The organism is Methylobacterium sp. D53M (assembly GCF_053345625.1).
Window position 1 is genome coordinate 77,341 of the sequence record NZ_JBKFAL010000017.1, and the last position, 18,185, is coordinate 95,525.

Annotated in this window: 13 protein-coding genes and 1 pseudogene; 10 read left to right on the forward strand and 4 right to left on the reverse strand. The window is 73.9% G+C overall.

All coding sequences use genetic code 11. The features are described from left to right. Positions 1-74 precede the first annotated feature (74 nt). The 3 genes from ACLBYG_RS21520 to ACLBYG_RS21530 are packed head-to-tail and all read left to right on the forward strand — an operon-like array spanning position 75 to position 3,847. Positions 75-1,760 carry a methyl-accepting chemotaxis protein gene (locus tag ACLBYG_RS21520; RefSeq protein WP_447682783.1) on the forward strand — a complete coding sequence of 562 codons (1,686 nt, stop codon included), beginning with the start codon at positions 75-77 and terminating at the stop codon, positions 1,758-1,760. 40 nt (positions 1,761-1,800) lie between these two features. Beyond that, a complete protein-coding gene (locus ACLBYG_RS21525) occupies positions 1,801-2,895 on the forward strand; it encodes a glycosyl transferase (RefSeq protein ID WP_447682784.1) in 1,095 nt (364 codons plus the stop codon). Positions 2,896-2,911: 16 nt separating this feature from the next. After that, positions 2,912-3,847 carry an NAD-dependent epimerase/dehydratase family protein gene (locus ACLBYG_RS21530; protein WP_447682785.1) on the forward strand — a complete coding sequence of 312 codons (936 nt, stop codon included), beginning with the start codon at positions 2,912-2,914 and terminating at the stop codon, positions 3,845-3,847. Between the two features lie 13 nt (positions 3,848-3,860). Here the strand turns inward: ACLBYG_RS21530 and ACLBYG_RS21535 are convergent, their stop codons facing one another. Further along, on the reverse strand, positions 3,861-4,784 hold the full coding sequence (locus tag ACLBYG_RS21535) for a class I fructose-bisphosphate aldolase (RefSeq protein ID WP_447682786.1): 924 nt from the start codon (positions 4,782-4,784) through the stop codon (positions 3,861-3,863). Positions 4,785-4,996: 212 nt separating this feature from the next. Between ACLBYG_RS21535 and ACLBYG_RS21540 the strand changes: the two genes are divergently transcribed. Next, positions 4,997-5,521, forward strand: coding sequence for a SixA phosphatase family protein (locus ACLBYG_RS21540; RefSeq protein WP_091927271.1), 525 nt, complete (start codon positions 4,997-4,999; stop codon positions 5,519-5,521). A gap of 4 nt (positions 5,522-5,525) precedes the next feature. Here the strand turns inward: ACLBYG_RS21540 and ACLBYG_RS21545 are convergent, their stop codons facing one another. Continuing rightward, a complete protein-coding gene (locus ACLBYG_RS21545; protein WP_447682787.1) occupies positions 5,526-6,560 on the reverse strand; it encodes an alpha/beta fold hydrolase in 1,035 nt (344 codons plus the stop codon). 218 nt (positions 6,561-6,778) lie between these two features. Here ACLBYG_RS21545 and ACLBYG_RS21550 point away from each other — a divergent pair, with 218 nt between their 5' ends. Further along, complete coding sequence (locus tag ACLBYG_RS21550) at positions 6,779-7,261, forward strand: Hsp20 family protein (RefSeq protein ID WP_447682788.1); 483 nt, start codon at positions 6,779-6,781, stop codon at positions 7,259-7,261. A 171-nt stretch (positions 7,262-7,432) separates the two neighbouring features. Continuing rightward, positions 7,433-8,431 (forward strand): GNAT family N-acetyltransferase, encoded by a 999-nt coding sequence (locus tag ACLBYG_RS21555; RefSeq protein ID WP_056523569.1) that lies wholly within the window; start codon positions 7,433-7,435, stop codon positions 8,429-8,431. 138 nt (positions 8,432-8,569) lie between these two features. Here the strand turns inward: ACLBYG_RS21555 and ACLBYG_RS21560 are convergent, their stop codons facing one another. Further along, on the reverse strand, positions 8,570-9,019 hold the full coding sequence (locus ACLBYG_RS21560; protein WP_100252838.1) for an RNA polymerase subunit sigma-70: 450 nt from the start codon (positions 9,017-9,019) through the stop codon (positions 8,570-8,572). Between the two features lie 206 nt (positions 9,020-9,225). On the opposite strand from ACLBYG_RS21560, the pseudogene ACLBYG_RS21565 reads away from it, so the two are divergent. From ACLBYG_RS21565 to ACLBYG_RS21580, 4 genes and pseudogenes are all read left to right on the forward strand, one after another. After that, positions 9,226-9,640 (forward strand): annotated as a pseudogene (locus ACLBYG_RS21565) (Kdo hydroxylase family protein). A 16-nt stretch (positions 9,641-9,656) separates the two neighbouring features. Beyond that, positions 9,657-9,956, forward strand: coding sequence for an antibiotic biosynthesis monooxygenase family protein (locus tag ACLBYG_RS21570; RefSeq protein ID WP_010685588.1), 300 nt, complete (start codon positions 9,657-9,659; stop codon positions 9,954-9,956). 126 nt (positions 9,957-10,082) lie between these two features. Further along, positions 10,083-15,389, forward strand: a complete 5,307-nt coding sequence (locus tag ACLBYG_RS21575; RefSeq protein ID WP_447682789.1) for an alpha-2-macroglobulin family protein — start codon at positions 10,083-10,085, stop codon at positions 15,387-15,389. A 293-nt stretch (positions 15,390-15,682) separates the two neighbouring features. Beyond that, positions 15,683-16,807 (forward strand): mechanosensitive ion channel family protein, encoded by a 1,125-nt coding sequence (locus ACLBYG_RS21580; RefSeq protein WP_042674797.1) that lies wholly within the window; start codon positions 15,683-15,685, stop codon positions 16,805-16,807. Positions 16,808-16,910: 103 nt separating this feature from the next. Here ACLBYG_RS21580 and rlmN read toward each other — a convergent pair whose 3' ends face one another. Further along, a complete protein-coding gene (gene rlmN / locus ACLBYG_RS21585; RefSeq protein WP_447682790.1) occupies positions 16,911-18,185 on the reverse strand; it encodes a 23S rRNA (adenine(2503)-C(2))-methyltransferase RlmN in 1,275 nt (424 codons plus the stop codon).

Here is an 18,185-nt window from a genome sequence, read left to right on the forward strand (position 1 = left end):
AGGACCAAACAACCTTAATATTTCTCAGACAAGCATAGGCCCCGGTCCCACGTGCGGGACCGGGGACGATTCCTATGCGCGCCGGTATATCCATCGCGGCCAAGCTCGGCCTGTGTCTCGCGGCCCTGGTGCTGCTGATCGCCGCCACGAGCGGCCTCTCGCTGGCCGAGCTCGGCCGCATCGAATCCGCCGCCGCGCAGCTGCGCGACACGCGCATCCCGGCCACCGACGCCCTCGGCCGGATCGGCATCAACTTCATGCGGCAGCGGGTCAACGCCGTCCGCCTGATCACCGCCGACACGCCGGCGCTGCGCGCCGAGGTCGCCGACCAGATCGCCAAGCGCGACGCGCTGCTCGCCGCCCAGTACGCCCGGTACGAGGCCCTGCCGCTGACCCAGCCCGAGCGCGAGGCCTACGCGGCCTTCCGCCAGCACGTGGCCACCTACGCCGAGCAGCAGCGGGAGGCGGTGGCCAAGGCCGAGGCGGGCGACGTCGCCGGCGGGCAGCGGATCTACAACACGGTGATGTCGGACAGCATCCGCGCCATCATGGCCGACTGGGAGAAGCTCGTCGCCCTGAACGGCGACGGCTCGCAGGCGAGCGGCACGCTGATCGCGCAGACCTACGACGCCGCCAAGCGGAACGTGCTGGCGCTCGCCGGCCTCGCCCTGCTGGTGGCGCTCGGGGCCTTCGTGCTGGTGACCCGCGGCGTCAGCGGGCCGCTCCGCAAGATCGCCGCCGTCACGCAGCGCCTCGCGGCGGGCGACGCCGAGGTGGCGATCTCCGGGCAGGAGCGCCGCGACGAGATCGGGGCGCTCGCGGGCTCCGTGGTGGTGTTCCGCGACAACCTCGTCCGCGCGCGAGCCCTGGAGGCCGAGACGGCGCTGGCCCGCGCCGATGCCGAGACGCAGCGCCGGGCCGCGACCCGGGCCATGGCCGACGCCTTCGAGCAGGCGGTGGGCGGCATCGTCGGCGGCGTGTCGGCGGCCGCGACCGAGCTGGAGGCCACCGCCCGGACCCTGACCGGCAGCGCGACCGAGGCCGCCGGGCAGTCCGGCACCGTCGCGGACGCCGCGAGCGACGCCGCCGCCAACGTCAACACCGTCGCGGCCGCCGCCGAGGAGCTCGGCTCCTCGGTGCAGGAGATCGGCCGGCAGGTCAGCAGCTCGGCGGAGCTCGCGCGGGTCGCCGTCGCCGAGGCGACCAACACGGTGGCGCTGGTCCAGGACCTGAGCGGCGCGGCCGCGAAGGTCGGCGACGTGGTGGCGCTGATCTCCGGGATCGCCGCCCAGACCAACCTCCTGGCGCTCAACGCCACGATCGAGGCGGCGCGCGCCGGCGCCGCGGGCCGCGGCTTCGCGGTGGTGGCCTCGGAGGTCAAGGCGCTCGCCGAGCAGACCGCCCGGGCCACCGAGGAGATCACCGGCCAGATCGGCCGGATCCAGTCCTCCACCGGGCAGGCGGCGTCGGCGATCGACGGGATCGGCCGGCGCATCCGCGAGATCGACGGCGTGGCCTCCAGCATCGCGGCCGCCGTGGAGCAGCAGGGCGCGGCCACGCAGGAGATCGTCCGCAACGTCGCCGAGGCGGCCGCCGGCACCGGCGCGGTCACCGGCACCATCGCGAGCCTCGCCCAGTCCGCCGAGGAGACCGGCGCCGCCGCCGCCCAGGTGCTCGGGGCCGCGAGCGAGATGTCGCGCCAGTCCGAGCATCTCGGGGCCGAGGTCGCGCGCTTCCTCGCCACGGTGCGGGCGGCGTAGCCCCCTCACGGTCGGGCGGCGGATCGCGTAGGACGGCGCCATGCCGCCCAACTTGCCGCCCAACTTGCCGCCCGACGCGCCGCCCGCCCTGTCCGCCCTGCCGTCCGCCCTGACCGCGATCCTGCTCCTGGCGGTGCCCCTCGCCGCCGCGCTCTCGGCGGGCCTGATCCTGCGGCTGCGCCCGCTGCTGCAGCGCTACGCCCTGGCCCGGCCGAACGCCCGCTCCAGCCACACCGTGCCGACCCCCCAGGGGGGCGGGATCGCCGTGGTGACGGCGCTGGTCACGATCTCGGGCCTGCTGATCGCGGCGCCGGAGATCGGCGGCCGGCCGGACTGGATCTGGCTCGCCGGCGGCGCCCTGGCCCTGGCGCTCCTCGGCGCCGTGGACGACGTCCGGCCGCTGCCGGCCGCCCTGCGGCTCGCCGTGCAGGCCGTCGTGGTCGGCCTGCTGGTCTGGCACCTGGACGGGCGCCTGCTGCCCGGCCTGCCGCTCTGGCTGGAGCGCGGCCTGGCGCTGCTGGCGGGCCTGTGGTTCGTCAACCTGACGAACTTCATGGACGGGCTCGACTGGATGACGGTGGCGGAGATCGTCCCGGTGGCGGGCGCGCTCCTGCTCGTCGGCCTCGCCGGGCACCTGCCGCCGCTGCCGACCCTGGTGGCGGCGAGCCTGCTCGGCGCGGTGCTGGGCTTCGCGCCGTTCAACCGGCCGGTCGCGCGGCTCTTCCTCGGGGATGTCGGCTCGCTGCCGGTCGGGCTCGTCACCGCGTGGCTGCTGTGCCAGCTCGCCCTGGCGGGCGGACTCGCCGCCGCCCTGCTGCTGCCGCTCGTCTACCTCGCCGATGCCAGCCTGACTCTCGCCGCGCGGGCGGCGCGGGGCGAGCGGGTCTGGGAGGCCCATCGCGGGCACTACTACCAGCGGGCCACCATCAACGGGCTGACCGTGCCCGGCGTGGTCGGACGGGTGTTCGCGGCCAATCTCGCCCTGGCGACGCTCGCCGCCGCGACCTTGTTTTGGCCGTCCTGGCCGGTCACGCTCGCCGCATCGGCCGCCGGGCTCGCCCTGGTCGCCGTCCTGCTCCGCCGCTTCGCCCGCGCCCCGGCGCCGGCCCCAGCCGAAGGTGCCGCCCAGCCGTGACAGAGGCCGCCCAGCCGTGACCGGACTCATCGCGCTCACCGGGGCGACCGGGTTCATCGGCCGCCACCTGCTCGCCGACCTCACCGCGCGCGGCTACCGGGTCCGCGTGCTGCTGCGCCGGCCCACGACCGTGCCGGAGGGCGCGGCGAGTGCGGTCGTCGGCGACCTGACCCGCCCGATCAACATGGCGGCGGCCCTCAGCGGCGTCGACGCGGTGGTGCACTCGGCCGGCCTCGCCCACGCCAATCTCGGACCGGCGGCGTCGGGGGCACCGGAGGACGATTACCGCACGCTCAACACCGAGGCGACGCGCCGGCTGGCGGAGGCCGCGGCGCGCGCGAAGGTGCGCCGCTTCGTGTTCCTGTCGTCGATCCGCGCGCAGGTCGGGGCGAGCGCGCCGGGCGTGGTCGGGGAGGGCGATCCGCCCCGGCCCACCGACGCCTACGGCCGCTCCAAGCTCGAGGCCGAGGCGGCGCTCGCCGAGACCGGCCTGGACTGGGTCGCGCTCCGCCCGGTCCTCGTCTACGGCGCCGGCGTGAAGGGCAACATGGCCGCGCTCCTGCGGCTGGCGCGCAGTCCCTACCCGCTGCCGCTGGGCGGCCTCGCGGCGCGACGCTCGCTGATCGCGCTGGAGAGCCTGTCGGGTGCCGTGGACGCGGTGCTGGCGGCGCCCGCCCCCCTGAACCGCGCCCTCGTCGCGGCCGACCCGGACCCGCTCAGCCTGCCCGAGATGATCGCGGCCCTCCGACAGGGTCTCGGCCGCGGCCCGGGCCTCGTCCCGGTCCCGGCCGGGCTCCTCCGGCTGGCCTGCCGGCTGACCGGCCGGGACGCGCAGTTCGCCCGCGTCGCCGAGGGTCTCGTCGCCCGCGCCGACGGGCTCGCGTCCCTCGGCTGGCGGCCGGCCGGGCCGACCCGCGACGGGCTCGCCCGGCTGGCCCGCGACGGCGGCTGAACGCGGGGCTGCCTCAGCGGCCCGCGTAGATGTCGGTGATCTTGCCGAGCAGCGACAGGGCGTCCGCCTTCGAGCGCTGGAACGCGTTGCGGCCCACGATCGAGCCGAATCCGCCGCCCGCCTGGATGGCGCGGATCTCGTCGAGGAAGCTGACCTCCTCGGCCTGGGCGCCGCCGGAGAAGATCACGATCCGCCGGCCGTTGAAGGCGCACTGCACCACGTGGCGGACGCGCTCGGCCGCCGTGCCGATCGGGATGCCGGTCGATTCGTAGACCTTCTTCGCCGCCGGCTGCTCGATATGGGCCGAGGGCAGCTTCACCTTGATGATGTGGGCGCCGAGCTGCGCGGCGATCTGGGCCGCGTAGCCGATCACGTCGATGGCGGTCTCGCCCTCCTTCGACAGGGCCGAGCCGCGGGCGTAGGACCAGATCACCACGGCGAGGCCGACGCTCTTGGCCTCCTCGGCGATCGCGCGGATCTGCCCGTACATGGCGTTGCGGTGGGCGGAGCCCGGGTAGATCGTGAAGCCGATGGCGCAGGCGCCGAGCCGCAGGGCGTCGGCCACCGAGCCGGTGATCGCCTGCTCGGGATCCTCCTCGTCGGCCAGGAGGTCGTGGTCGTTGAGCTTCAGGATGAGCGGGATGCGCCCGGCATAGTCGCGCGCGCCCGCCTCGAGGAAGCCGAGCGGCGCCGCGTAGGCGTTGCAGCCCGCCGCCAGGGCCAGCTCGAAATGGTAGTGCGGGTCGTAGGCCGGCGGGTTCGGGCCGAAGCTGCGGGCGGGCCCGTGCTCGAAGCCCTGGTCGACGGGCAGGATCAGCATCTTGCCGGTGCCGCCGAGCTTGCCGTGCTCCAGCATCCGGGCGAGGTTGGTGAGGGTCCCGGGGCTGTCGGCCCCGTACCACGACAGGATCTCGGTGACGCGGGCGGATCGGTCCATCGGGCAGCCTCCTGGCCAGAGACCGTCGCGCCGCGGATCGGGCCGCGGGCCGTGCTGCGGACGGCTCCCGGTCGGAACGGTGCGGGCAAAGCCGAGGTTCCCGCACGCGGCGCTTTCGGCTAACCGGGCGGGAGCGGGCGCCGCCCGGTCCGGCCGCGCGCGCCCGAACCGGCAGCCCGAGACCGGCCCACGAGACCGTCAGAGGTTCGCTCATGCGCAGGCTGATCCTGCTGCGGCACGCCAAGTCCGACCGTCCGCCGGGCGTGGCGGACCACGAGCGCCCGCTCAACGCGCGCGGGAAACGGGCCGCCCCGGCGGTGGGCGCCCACCTCGCGCGGGAGGGCCTGTGCCCGGACCTCGCCCTGGTCTCCACCGCCGCGCGGACCCGCGAGACCTGGGCCGCGATGGAGGCGGCCCTTGGCAGCCCCGAGACGCGCTGGCATTCCGAGATCTACGAGGCGCCGGCGGACCGGATCCTCGGCGTGATCCGGCAGGCGCCCGACGCGGCCGCCACGCTGATCGTCGTCGGCCACAATCCGGGCCTCGGCGACCTCGCCGCAATCCTCGCGGGCTCGGGACCGCGGGCGGCCCGGGACCGGCTGGCCCTGGAATTCCCGACCGCGGCCTTCGTGGTGATCGACTTCGACGGCGACCGCTGGGCGGAGATCGCGCCGGACCGCGGGCACCTCGACCGGTACGTGCGCCCGCGGGACATCGACCCGGATCTCGGCGGCTGACGCCTCAGAGGACCGGCACCGCCACGGCGTGCGCCTCGACCTCCGCGTGGGTCGGCAGGGGCGAGCCCGGCACGAAGGCCTCGAAGGCCGCCCAGAAATCCTGCCGGATCGCGTCGCGCTCGGTCAGGATCTCGTGCCGGGAATCCGGCAGGACCAGGATATGGCCGGCCTTCAGCCGGGCGGCGAAGCGCTCGGTTTCCGCCGTGCCGCAGACCGGGTCGGCGCCCGCCGCGACGATCAGGGTCGGCAGCCCGATCCGCGGCGCCGCCCGCGGGTCGCGCAGCCGCGCCATCGCGCGGAACGCCTCGGCGAGCCACGCGATCGTCGGGTCGCCGACCGCGCCGGCGCCGACCTGCCGCGCCGCCGCGGCGTTGCGGGCGTAGCGGATGGGATCGCGCGACAGGCGGTTGCCGGCGTACGGGTTGGTGGCGATCGAGACCGGCTTGCCGAACGGGATGTAGCGGCTCCCGAGGCCGAGCCGCTGCAGGCCCCGCGACAGGATCGCGGCGCCGGCCGGCCAGCGGACCATCCGGATCGACAGCATCGGCGCCAGGGTCACCAGCCGCCGGAACGGCAGCGCGCCGTCGAGGGCCGCGAGGAGCGCGATGCATCCGCCCATGGAATGCGCGAGGCCGACATGGGGCTCGGGCATCAGCGGCACCAGGATCGTCTCGGCCACCGCCCGCAGGTCGAGCCGGTAATCGTCGAACCGGGCGACGTGGCCCTTGTGGGGGTCGTCGACCCGGCGGTCCGATTCGCCCTGGCCGCGCCAGTCGAACGCCACGACCGCGAAGCCCCGGGCGCGCAGCTCGTGGATCGTCTCGTAGTACTTCTCGATGAACTCGGCCCGGCCCTGGAGCAGGCAGACCGTGCCCCGGCAGGTGCGCGCCGTGGTCTGCCAGTAGGCCGCCCGCAGGGTGCAGTCGTCGCGCGTGCCGACGGCGATCAGCGTGCCGCCCGGCGGGACCGGGTTGTCGGGGGTGCTGCGCAGGGTCAGGAGCGGCGGCTCGCGCCCGGTGTCACCGTCGAAGCGTCTCACTGGCCTCACCTCAGCGCCTCCGCGCATCGTCCGATACACGCCCGGATGCACTCTGCGACCCTAGCGAAAAAAATCTCGTTTCCGACCCTCGCCGGGGGTCTTGAAGCGCGATTTTCCCCCTCCGATATCTCGTCTGTGCCGGCCGTCAGGCGGCACGAGAGACGGGTCCGGCCCATCGGGCGGACCGGAATTGCATGTTGCTCAGACGAGGATATGTCATGCGTCAGTTCGATCTCGCTCCCCTGTACCGCTCCACCGTCGGCTTTGACCGCCTGTTCTCCGCCCTCGACCAGTTCGCGAGCGCCGAGGCGGCCCCGACCTACCCGCCCTACAACATCGAGCGGACCGGTGAGAACGCCTACCGCATCACCGTCGCGGTCGCCGGCTTCACCGAGTCCGACCTGTCGATCGAGGTGCGGGAGAACGCGCTCACGCTGAAGGGCGAGCGCAAGGCCGAGGGCAGGGCGGAGTTCCTGCACCAGGGCATCGCGGCCCGCGCCTTCGAGCGGCGGTTCCAGCTCGCCGACCACGTCCAGGTGACGGGTGCGGCGCTCGAGAACGGCCTCCTCCACATCGACCTCGTCCGCGAGGTTCCGGAGGCGAAGAAGCCCCGTCGCATCGAGATCGCCTCGGCGGGGCGCCCCAGCGCCCCGGTGATCGAGGGCGACGTCCGCAAGGACGCGGTCCAGCAGGCCGCCTGACCCCGCCCGCGCGGGAACCGTCGGGTCCACATCAGGTACCGATCAGGTTGTTGGAGCGCCCCGGCCCCGGCCGGGGCGCTTTCTCGTGGCGGCTGTCATAATGGCGTGTGGCCGTCGTGCTCTCTGTCGGATTCGACGGTGCACGGACGCGCACCCGGAGTGAACCCGACGATGGTCGCCAATCTCGCCCGCGGAGCCTACAGCGCGCTCGGAGCCGGCTGGCACAGGGGCGTGCAATGGGGCGTCGGCGCGCCGATCGCCAAGCTGCGCCGCCGGTCGGTCCCGCTGCCGGGCGTCGAGGGCGTGGGCGGAATCGACGACGTGCTCTCGGCCGAGCGGGCGATCCGCCTGCCCGAGCCGTTCGAGGGCCGCAGCCTCGGCCGCATCGGCAGCCTTGAGGTCCGGCTGGCGACGCGGAAATCGGAGATCCGGCGGGCCCAGCGGCTGCGCTACAAGGTCTTCTACGAGGAGATGTCGGCGGTGCCCTCCGGGCTCGCCGCCCTGTCCCGCCGCGACGTCGACGGCTACGACGCGGTCTGCGACCACCTCCTCGTCCTCGACCACGCGGCGCCGCGGCGGAAGAAGCCCTTCGTCGAGCCGCGCCCGAAGGTCGTCGGCACCTACCGGCTGCTGCGCGGCGAGGTGGCCGAGCGGCATACCGGCTTCTACTCGGAGAGCGAGTACGACCTCGCGCCGCTTCTCGCCGCGCAGGGGCACCGGCGGCTCCTGGAGCTCGGCCGCTCCTGCGTGCTCAAGCCCTACCGGAGCAAGCGGACCGTCGAGCTGCTGTGGCAGGGGATCTACGCCTACGTCCTGCACCACAGGATCGACGCGCTGATCGGCTGCGCGAGCCTGGAGGGCACCGATCCGGACCGGCTAGCCCTGCCGCTCGCCTTCCTGCACCACCACGCCCGCGCGCCGGAGGGCTGGCGGGCCCGGGCGCTGCCGGAGCGGGCGGTGGCGATGGACCGGATGCCGCGCGAGGCGGTGGACGCCAAGGCGGCCCTGCAGGCGCTGCCGCCCCTGATCAAGGGCTACCTGCGCCTCGGCGCCACCTTCGGCGACGGCGCGGTGATCGACCGCCAGTTCGGAACGACGGACGTGTTCGTCGCGCTGCCGGTCGAGGTGATCGGGGCGCGCTACCGGGGCCATTTCGCGCCGGCCGGGTGAGAGCGCGGGCCCTCGGAGGCGGGAGCCCGCACCGTCCTCGCGAGCGGAGCGGAGCGATCCAGCGTCGCCTCGCTTCGCAGGGTCGCGCTGCCCTGGGTTACTCCGATCCGCGCGCGAGGACGACGGCGCGGCCGCCCCTCAGAGATCCCCCAGCGCCAGCTGACCCTGGTTGCGCGCCTTCGGCGGCGCGGTTTTGCGCTCCTTGGCCCGCCCGGAGGCGGGGCGCGCGGCGGCCGCCTTCCTGGGCTTCGGGTCGCCGCGCATCCGGGCCACCGCCTTGTCGCGGGCCACGGCCTCCGGGGCGTTCGGGTCGTCGCTCAGCCACTTGCCGCGCTTGATCACCTCGTTCACGCGGCCCTGGTTGACCCCGACCTTGAAGGCGATCTCCTGCTGGGTCATGCCCGTCGTGGCGTGCAGGTCCAGGATCGCCCGGGCGAGTTCCGGGGTCATCTTCTGTCCGGTCAGCCGCCGGGCGGGCTTCACCGTCCGGGTGGCGCGGTCGCGCTCGCGCAGGCGCTCCAGCAGCGCCAGCGCCATGTTCATGCCGTGCTCGCGCAGGGCCTCCTCGAATTCCTTCAGGGTCGCCATCGGCGCCATCCTCCGCCGGGCTCTCGGGCCGGGTGCTGGCCGGGGAACGTGCCGGGAACGAAGCGGTTGCGCAAGCCGATCCGGCGGGTGCCCTCCGCCGCGCCGGTGGATGACACCCGCCGTCCACCGGAAATGCGCGGCCCTGGCCTCCCCCCGGCGGCTCCGCTAGAGGGGGCCGGACCGTGACGGCCGCCGGCGCGCAGACGATGATCACCCCGATCCGCAGAATTGTCCCCGGCGAGGCGTCCGGCTCCCGGGCGCTGGAGGCCGCGGCGGTGCTGCTGTTCCCCGATCTGCCCTTCCCGTTCAGCGCGTTCGAGCGCCGGTTCACCGAGCGGCCCTTCGCGGACGGCAGGGCCGAGAACGACAGCATCCGCGGCGAGGCCGCCGAGCTGCGCGGTGCGACCGGCACGCCGGAGGAGCAGGAGTTCCTGCGCCGGCTGCTGATCCGCTACCCCGCCTTCACCCGGGCCCCTCTCGGACCTCGTGATGCTCGGCGCCATGGGCGGCCGCTACATGCTGGAGCAGACCGCCTACCTGCCGGTCGCCGCCCAGGCCGACCCCACCTTAAGCCCGCAGCGCATCCTCGCGGCCAAGCTCGGCCGCGCCCTTCGCACCTGAGACAGGAACCGCACCGATGATCCTCGAAATCGCGCAGATCGAGATCAAGCCCGGCCTCGAGGCCGAGTTCGAGAAGGGCATCACCGAGGCCTCGGCGATCTTCAAGCAGGCCAAGGGCTGCCGGCACTTCGAGGTTCGGCGCTCGATCGAGCATCCGCAGCGCTACCGCCTGCTGATCCACTGGGACACGCTGGAGGCCCACACCAAGGACTTCACCGGCTCGCAGCCCTGGCAGGATTACCGCGCCCTGGTCTCCCACTGCTTCGCCGGCCCGGTCGCCGTCGAGCACGCCGAGCAGGTGCTGAAGGCGTTCTGAGCCTCGGCGCGAGGCCGGGCGGGGCCTACAGCGATCCGAAGCGTTGCGAGCCCGACCGCCGGTGCTAGGCTCCCGCGCGACGGGACCCGGAACGAATCATCGGGATTGCGGGTGGGGAACAGGCTGATGGCGCGGCTCGGACGGCTCGCGGGTGCCCTGGCGCTCCTCGGAGGAATCGCCAGCAATCCGGCCCTCGCCCAGACCGCGCCGGGCCAGTCCCCACCTGCGGCCCGCACCGCGCCCCGCCCGGCGACGGCTGTCGCCGCGCCGTTCGCCAGGACCTTCGTCCGGGCCGACCTCGCCAGCGCGGCGGTCCGCCTGGAGACCGCGCTGAAGGCGGAGGCCGGGGGCCCGCTGCGGCCCGCCGGCCAGTCCCGCGCGGCCGGGCTGGCCCTGCTCGCCGCCGACAAGCCCGACGAGGCGCTGGCGCCTTTGACCGCCGCGGTGGCGGCCGATCCCGCCGACGCGCGCAACTGGCAGGCCTATGCCCGGGGGGCCGCGGCGGTCCTGGGTGCCCTCGAGGACAACGACTACCAGGGCCGGTCGCGCCTGCGCGGGCGGGTGACGGCCGCCGCCTACCGCGCCTACGAGCGCGCCGGCACGGCGGCCGACGCCGCGGCCGCGCTGGCGGCGCTCGGCGCCGCCGAGGCCGAGCAGGAATCCTGGCGCCCGGCGCTCGACGCCTACGCGGCGAGCCTCGCGCTGGCCGAGACCGGTTCGGTCCGGGAGACCTACGAGACCGTGCGGGCGCAGCACGGCTTCCGCATCCTCGACTACAAGGTCGATTCCGACGCGGCCGCTCCCCGGGCCTGCTTCACCTTCTCGGAGGCGATCCGCCCGAAGACCGACTACGCCCCCTTCGTCGCCGTCTCGGGCAGCAGCGCGGCCGCCGTGACCGGGGAGGGCTCCCAGGTCTGCGTCGACGGGCTCAAGCACGGCGGCCGCTACGCCATCGTGGTCCGCCAGGGCCTGCCCTCGGCGGTGGGCGAGAGCCTGCTCAAGGCCGCCGATTACGAGATCTACGTCCGCGACCGCGCCCCGCAGGTGCGCTTCACCGGGCGCAACTACGTCCTGCCGCGGACCGGCCAGGCGGGCGTGCCCCTGGTCTCGGTGAACGCGCCGAAGCTCGACGTCGAGGTGCTGCGGATCGGCGATCGCGGCCTGCTGCCGACCCTGCGGTCGGAGGATTTCCTGGGCCAGCTCAGCGGGTCCACCGCCCGGACGATCGCGTCCGAGAAGGGTCAGCGCGTCTGGAAGGGCACCCTCGACACCGCCAAGGCCGAGCTGAACCAGGAGGCCGTCACCGCCTTCCCGGTCCTCCAGGCCGTGGGCAAGCTCGAGCCCGGCCTCTACGTGATGCTGGCCCGCCCCTCCGGCACGGCCGCCGCCGACGAGGAGTACGACACCCAGGCGACCCAGTGGTTCGTGGTCTCCGACCTGGGGCTCACCGCCACCAAGGGCCGGGACGGGGTCACCGTGGTCTTGCGCTCGCTCGCCTCCGCGCAGGTGATGCCGGGCGCCGAGATCCGGCTGGTCGCCCGCAACAACGAGGTGCTGGGCACCCGGACCACGGACGCGCAGGGCCACGTCGCCTTCGATCCCGGGCTCGCCCGCGGGGAGGGCGGCCTGGCGCCGAGCCTCGTGGTCGGCCAGGCGGGCGGCGATTACGGCTTCCTCGACCTCAACCTCGGCGCCTTCGACCTCACCGACCGCGGCGTGAAGGGACGGCCCGAGACCGGCGGCCTCGACGCCTACCTGTTCCCGGAGCGCGGGGTCTACCGCACGGGCGAGACCGTCCAGCTCACCGCCCTGCTGCGCGACCCCCGCGGCGCCGCCGTGCCGGACCTGCCGCTGACCCTGGTGGTCAAGCGGCCGGACGGCGTCGAGTACCGGCGCGTCTCGGTGCCCGACCAGGGGCTCGGCGGCCGGGCCCTCCCGCTGCCGCTCCTGTCGGGGGCGATGCACGGCACGTGGCGGGTCTCCGCCTACACGGACCCGAAGGCGCCCGCGATCGGCGAGACCAGCTTCCTCGTGGAGGATTACGTCCCCGAGCGGCTGGAGGTGACCCTCAAGGCTCGGCAGGCGGCCCTGAACCGGGGCGAGGCCGCGCAGGTCGACGTCGCCGCCCGCTACCTCTACGGCGCCCCGGGCGCCGATCTCGACGTGTCGGGCAGCGTCACCGTGCAGGCGGCGGCCACCAGCGGCATCAAGGGGCTGGAGGTTTATTCCATCGGTCTCGACGACGAGGCCGTGGAGCCGACGACCCAGGAGTTGCAGGACCACGCCACCACGAACGCGCAGGGCGGCGCCACCGTCACGGTGCCGGTGCCCCAGGTCGCGGCACCGCGAGCGCTGGAGGCGAAGATCACGCTGGCGGTCGGCGAGCCCGGCGGCCGGGCGCTGTCGCGCAGCCTGACCCTGCCGATCCTCCCGGCCAACCCGGTCCTCGCCCTGCGCAAGGGCTTCACCGACCTCAAGGAGGGCGGGGTCGCGGGCTTCGACGCGGTGTTCGCGCGCCCCGACGGAGCGCTCCTCGCCCGGCCGGGCGTGAGCTGGACCCTGTCGCGGATCGACTCCTCTTACCAGTGGTACCGGGCGGACGGGCGCTGGTCGTTCGAGGCGGTGAAGTCCGCGCGGCGCGTCGCCAGCGGCACTGTCGACCTCACGGCCGCCGGCCCGAGCCGGATCGAGGCGCCGGTCGGCCTCGGCCGCTACCGGCTGGAGGTCTCGACCGCGGGCGCCCCGGAGGCGGGTGCGAGCCTCGGCTTCGAGGTGGGCTGGGGTGGCTCCGAGACCGCGGAGGCGCCCGACCTGCTCGACCTGACCCTCGACAAGGCCGCCTACCCGGCCGGCGACACGCTGCGGGCCAAGCTCAGCCCGAAGTTCAAGGGTCAGGCCAGCCTGATGGTCGTCAGCGACCGCGTGCACCAGACCCTGGAGGTCAGCGTGCCGGAGGGCGGCACCACGGTCAGCATCCCGGTGAAGGCCGAGTGGGGCGCCGGCGCCTACCTGGTGGCCACCGCCTACCGGCCCCTCGACCAAGCGGCCAAGCGCCTGCCCGGCCGGGCGCTGGGTCTGGCGTGGTTCTCGGTGGACCGGGAGCGGCGCAGCCTCGGGGTCGCCCTTAAGGCGCCGGAGCGGGCGCGCCCGCGCCAGGACCTGACCCTGCCGGTCCAACTCACCGGGCTGAAGGCCGGCGAGCCGGCGCGGATCACCGTGGCCCTCGTCGATGTCGGCATCCTCAACCTGACCCGCTACGCGGCGCCGGACCCGACCCAGTACTTCCTCGGCCAGCGGGCGCTCGGACCGGAGGTCCGCGACCTCTACGGCTACCTGATCGACGGCATGCAGGGCTCGGCCGGGGCGATCCGCTCCGGCGGCGACGCGGGCGGCGGCGAACTCGCCGATTCCCCGCCGACCCAGGCGCCGCTGGCGCTCTATTCCGGCGTGGTGACCGTGGGGCCGGACGGCGCGGCCAGCGTCACCTTCCCGATCCCGGCCTTCAACGGCACCGGCCGCGTCATGGTCACCGCCTGGAGCGGCGACCGGGTCGGGCAGGCCCAGGCCGACGTGATCATCCGCGACCCGGTCGTGCTCAGCGCCACGCTGCCGCGCTTCCTCGACACCGGCGACCGCTCGCGCCTGTTCGTGGCCCTCGACAACGTCGAGGGGCAGGCGGGCGAGTACACGGTCGACCTGAGCCCGACCGGCCCTGTGGTGGTCGGCGCGAGCGCGCTGCGCCAGACGCTGCGGCTGGAGGCCGGCGCGAAGGGCCAGTTCGCGATCCCCCTCACCGCCGCCGGACCCGGCACGGCCCGGCTCGACCTCGCCCTGTCGGGGCCCGGCCTCCCGGCCGCCCTCAACCAGAGCTTCGCCCTCGGGATCTCGCCGGGGACGGGCGCCCTGCTGCGCCGCTCGGTGCGCAGCCTCGCCCCGGGGGCGAACCTGACGCTGACCTCGGACCTCCTCGCCGACCTGCAGCCGGGCACCGGCAGCGTCTCGCTCTCGGCCACGGCCCTGCCGGGGGTCGACGTGGCGGCCCTGCTCCGGGCGCTTGACCGCTACCCCTACGGCTGCTCCGAGCAGGTGGTGAGCCGGGCGATGCCGCTGCTCTACGTCAACAAGCTCGCGGCGCTGGAGAAGCTCGCCCTCGACAACGGCGCCGACGAAAGGGTGCGCGAGTCGATCGAGCGCCTGCTCGCCCGCCAGGATTCGAGCGGGGATTTCGGCCTGTGGTCGGCGCAGGGATCGAGCGACCTCTGGCTCGACGCCTACGTGACCGACTTCCTGACCCGCGCCCGCGAGCGCAACTTCGCGGTGCCGCAGAAGGCCTTCGCCCAGGCCCTCGACTACCTGCGCAACGCGGTGGCCAACGCCACCGAGGTGCGGGGCGGCGGCGCCGACCTCGCCTACGCGGCCTACGTGCTCGCCCGGAACGGCCGGCCGGTGATGGGCGACCTGCGCTACCTCGCCGACACCAAGATCGGGGACTTCTCCTCCGCCCTCGGGCGCGCGCAGCTCGCCGCCGCCCTGGCGCTGCTCGGCGACCGCGGCCGGGCCGCCAAGACCATGGAATCGGCGCTCACCGTCCTTCGCGCCGAGCGCGACAAGGGTGTCTACCGCGCCGATTACGGCTCCCGCCTGCGCGACGGGGCCGGGCTGATCACGCTCGCCGCCGAGAGCGGGCTGGCGCAGGGGGCGCTGGGCCCCGCGGCTTCCGTGCTCGGCGAGGAGCAGCAATCCGAGCGCTCGACGAGCACGCAGGAGAATGCTTGGCTGGTGCTCGCCGCCGAGAGCCTGTCGAACGAGGCGGGCGCCCTCTCGTTCACCCTGGACGGCGCCCCGCAGACCGGGATGCTGGCCCGGGTCTATCGGGAGGCGGCCCTGGCCGACCGGGGCGTTCAGCTCACCAATACCGGCCGCGCGCCTGTGCAGGTGGCCGTGACCGTCAACGGCAGCCCCCTGGTGCCGGAGCCGGCGGCGCAGCAGGGCTACACGATCGAGCGCAGCTTCCGGCGGCTGGACGGCAGCGTCGTCGATCCGGCGAGCGGCCTGCGCCAGAACGACAGGCTGGTGGTGGTGCTCAAGGTCACGGAGGCCAAGGCGGAGGCGGCGCGGCTCCTGCTGGTCGATCCGCTGCCGGCGGGGCTGGAGATCGACAATCCGAAGCTCCTCGACGCCGACGCGCTCCAGGGGCTCGCCTTCGCCAAGTCCGACGTGCAGCCGGTCCACACCGAGTTCCGGGACGACCGGTTCGTGGCGGCCTACGACCGCGACCCGAGCCAGTCGGCCTTCTTCACCGTGGCCTACACGGTGCGGGCGGTCTCGCCCGGGACCTACGTCCATCCGGGCGCCACCGTGGAGGACATGTACCGGCCGGCGCGGTTCGGCCGGACCGCCTCGGGCAGCGTGACGGTCGGGGCGGCCAAGTAGGGCGGACGACGTTCGCGCGCTCCGCTCGTCGGGGTCCGCCCGTCATCGCGAGCGCAGCGAAGCGACCCAGGACAGCGCGCCATCGGTGAGCGTGGCGCTACCCTGGATTGCTTCGCTGCGCTCGCAAGGACGGGGGTGCGGAGGCCGTCGTCCGGGGTTCAGCCTCGGACGCGGCGGAGCAACCAGCCGAGCCGGGTCGCTGCGTTGCGGCGGGCACATGGTGCGCTGCGGAACCGCCGCGAGCGCCCATCCATTCCCACATGTCCCGTTCGGAACCCGTGGAGCGATGCCCGATGCCGGACCTCGACGCGCTCGCCGGCTCCGCAGCCCGCGCGCTGGCCTACCTGCCCTGGTGGGCCGAGAGCCTGATCCTCATCGTCGCCTGCTGCGCCGTGGTGATGCCCCTGCATGGGGTTGTCTACCGGGCGATGAAGCGGGCGGTCGCGGGCAAGAGCCTGTTCTGGCGCTCGCTGGTGTCGCGCACCCGCGGGCCGAGCCGCCTCGGCCTGATCGTGGTGGCGATCAGCCTCGCTTCGACCACCGTGCACCTGTCCTGGGAGGTGCGGATCGCCCTCAACCAGATCCTGCTGGTGGCCTTCGTGACGCTGACTGGCTGGTGCTGCGCCACGGCGCTGCACATCGCCACGGTGATCTACCTGCGGCGGTTCAAGCTCGACGCCGAGGACAACCTCCTGGCGCGCAAGCACTTCACGCAGATGCGCATCCTGGAGCGGGCCGGCGTGACGCTGGTGGCGCTCGTCACCCTGTCTGTGGCGCTGATGACCTTCGAACCGGTGCGCCAGTACGGCGTCAGCCTGCTCGCCTCGGCGGGCGCGGCGGGCCTCGTCCTCGGTCTCGCCATGCAGCCGGTCCTGTCGAACCTCGTGGCCGGTATCCAGATCGCCATCACCCAGCCGATCCGGATCGAGGACGCGATCATCGTCGAGAACGAGTGGGGCTGGGTCGAGGAGATCACCGCGACCTACGTGGTGGTCCGCCTCTGGGACTGGCGCCGGCTGGTCCTGCCGCTGACCTACTTCATCCAGAAGCCGTTCCAGAACTGGACCCGCGACGGCGCCTCGCTGATCGGCAGCGTGTTCGTCTACGTCGACCACCGGGCGCCGGTCGCGGCGATGCGCGAGAAGCTCGCCGAGATCGCCGGGGCCACGCCCCTGTGGGACGGCAAGGTGGTCAACCTTCAGGTCTCGGACGCGAAGGAAGCGACGATCGAGATCCGGATGCTGGTCAGCGCCCGCAACGCGCCCCAGGCCTGGGACCTGCGCTGCGTGGTCCGCGAGGCGATGATCACGTGGCTCCAGGCCGAGCACCCCGAGGCCCTGCCGCGGCACCGCACGGAATGGGTCGGGGCCGCGGAGATGCCGCTTCGCCGTGCGGAGGAGCGGCGGTTTGCGGCGTGAGCCACCTCGTCATCGCGAGCGCAGCGAAGCGACCCAGGGCTGCGCGCCATCTGTGCGCGTGGCGCTACTCTGGATTGCTTCGCTGCGCTCGCAAAGACGGGTGTCAGTCGTCGGCGCCGGCGTAGAAACTCTCCACGCCGATGCCTTCCTCCTGCATCAGCCGGGCGCGGGCGCGCAGCTTCTCGGTCTCGCTCTTGAGCTGTCCGCAGGCCGCCAGGATGTCCCGGCCCCGGGGCGTGCGGACCGGCGAGGCGTAGCCGGCGTTGAACACGATCTCGGAGAAGCGCTCGATCCGGTCCCAGTCCGAGCACTCGTAGCGGCTACCCGGCCAGGGGTTGAACGGGATCAGGTTGATCTTGGCCGGGATGCCCTTGAGCAGGCGGACCAGCTCCCGCGCGTCCGCGTCCGAATCGTTGACGCCCTTCAGCATCACGTACTCGAAGGTGATCCGGCGGGCGTTGCTCAGGCCCGGATAGGCCCGGCAGGCCGCGAGCAGCTCGGCGATCGGGTATTTCCGGTTGAGCGGCACCAGCTCGTCGCGCAGGTCGTCGCGCACGGCGTGGAGCGAGATCGCCAGCATGGCGTTGGCCTGCTCGCCGAGCCGCGGGATCTGCGGCACGACCCCCGACGTCGAGACCGTGATCCGGCGGCGCGAGAGGCCGAGGCCCTCCTGATCCGACATCACCCCGACCGCGTCGACCACGGCGTCGAGATTGTAGAGGGGCTCGCCCATGCCCATGAACACGATGTTGGTCACGAGCCGGCCGACCTCGCCGGAGCCGCCGGCGTCGCGGCTCGGCATCTGGCCGGGCCAGTCGCCGAGCTCGTCCCGGGCGGTGACGAGCTGCTGCACGATCTCGGCGACCGACAGGTTGCGCACGAGGCGCTGCGTGCCGGTGTGGCAGAACGAGCAGGTCAGCGTGCAGCCGACCTGGGAGGACACGCAGAGCGTGCCCCGGTCCGGGCCGGGAATGTAGACGCACTCGATCTCGGCGCCGCGGTTGTGCTCCTGCCGGTTGGTCGGCGCCATGCGCAGCAGCCACTTGCGGGTGCCGTCGCGCGAGACCTGCCGGCTCGCCACCTCCGGCCGCTCCAGGGTGAAGTGCTCGGCGAGCTGCGCCTTCAGCGCCTTGCCGACATTGGTCATCTCGGCGAAGTCGGACGCCCCGCGGAAATTGACCCAGTGCCAAACTTGGCCGGCGCGCATCCGGCTCTCGCGCTCGGGCACGCCCATGCCGATGAGTTGCGCCTTGAGGGCGTCGCGGGTCAGGCCGACCAGCGAGGGGCGGCGGCCGGGCAGCGCCTCGGGGAGGAGATCCGGCGCCTTCTCGATCGCGGCATCGGCCGCGCGGGCGCTGTCGAGCGACGGCGTCGCCAT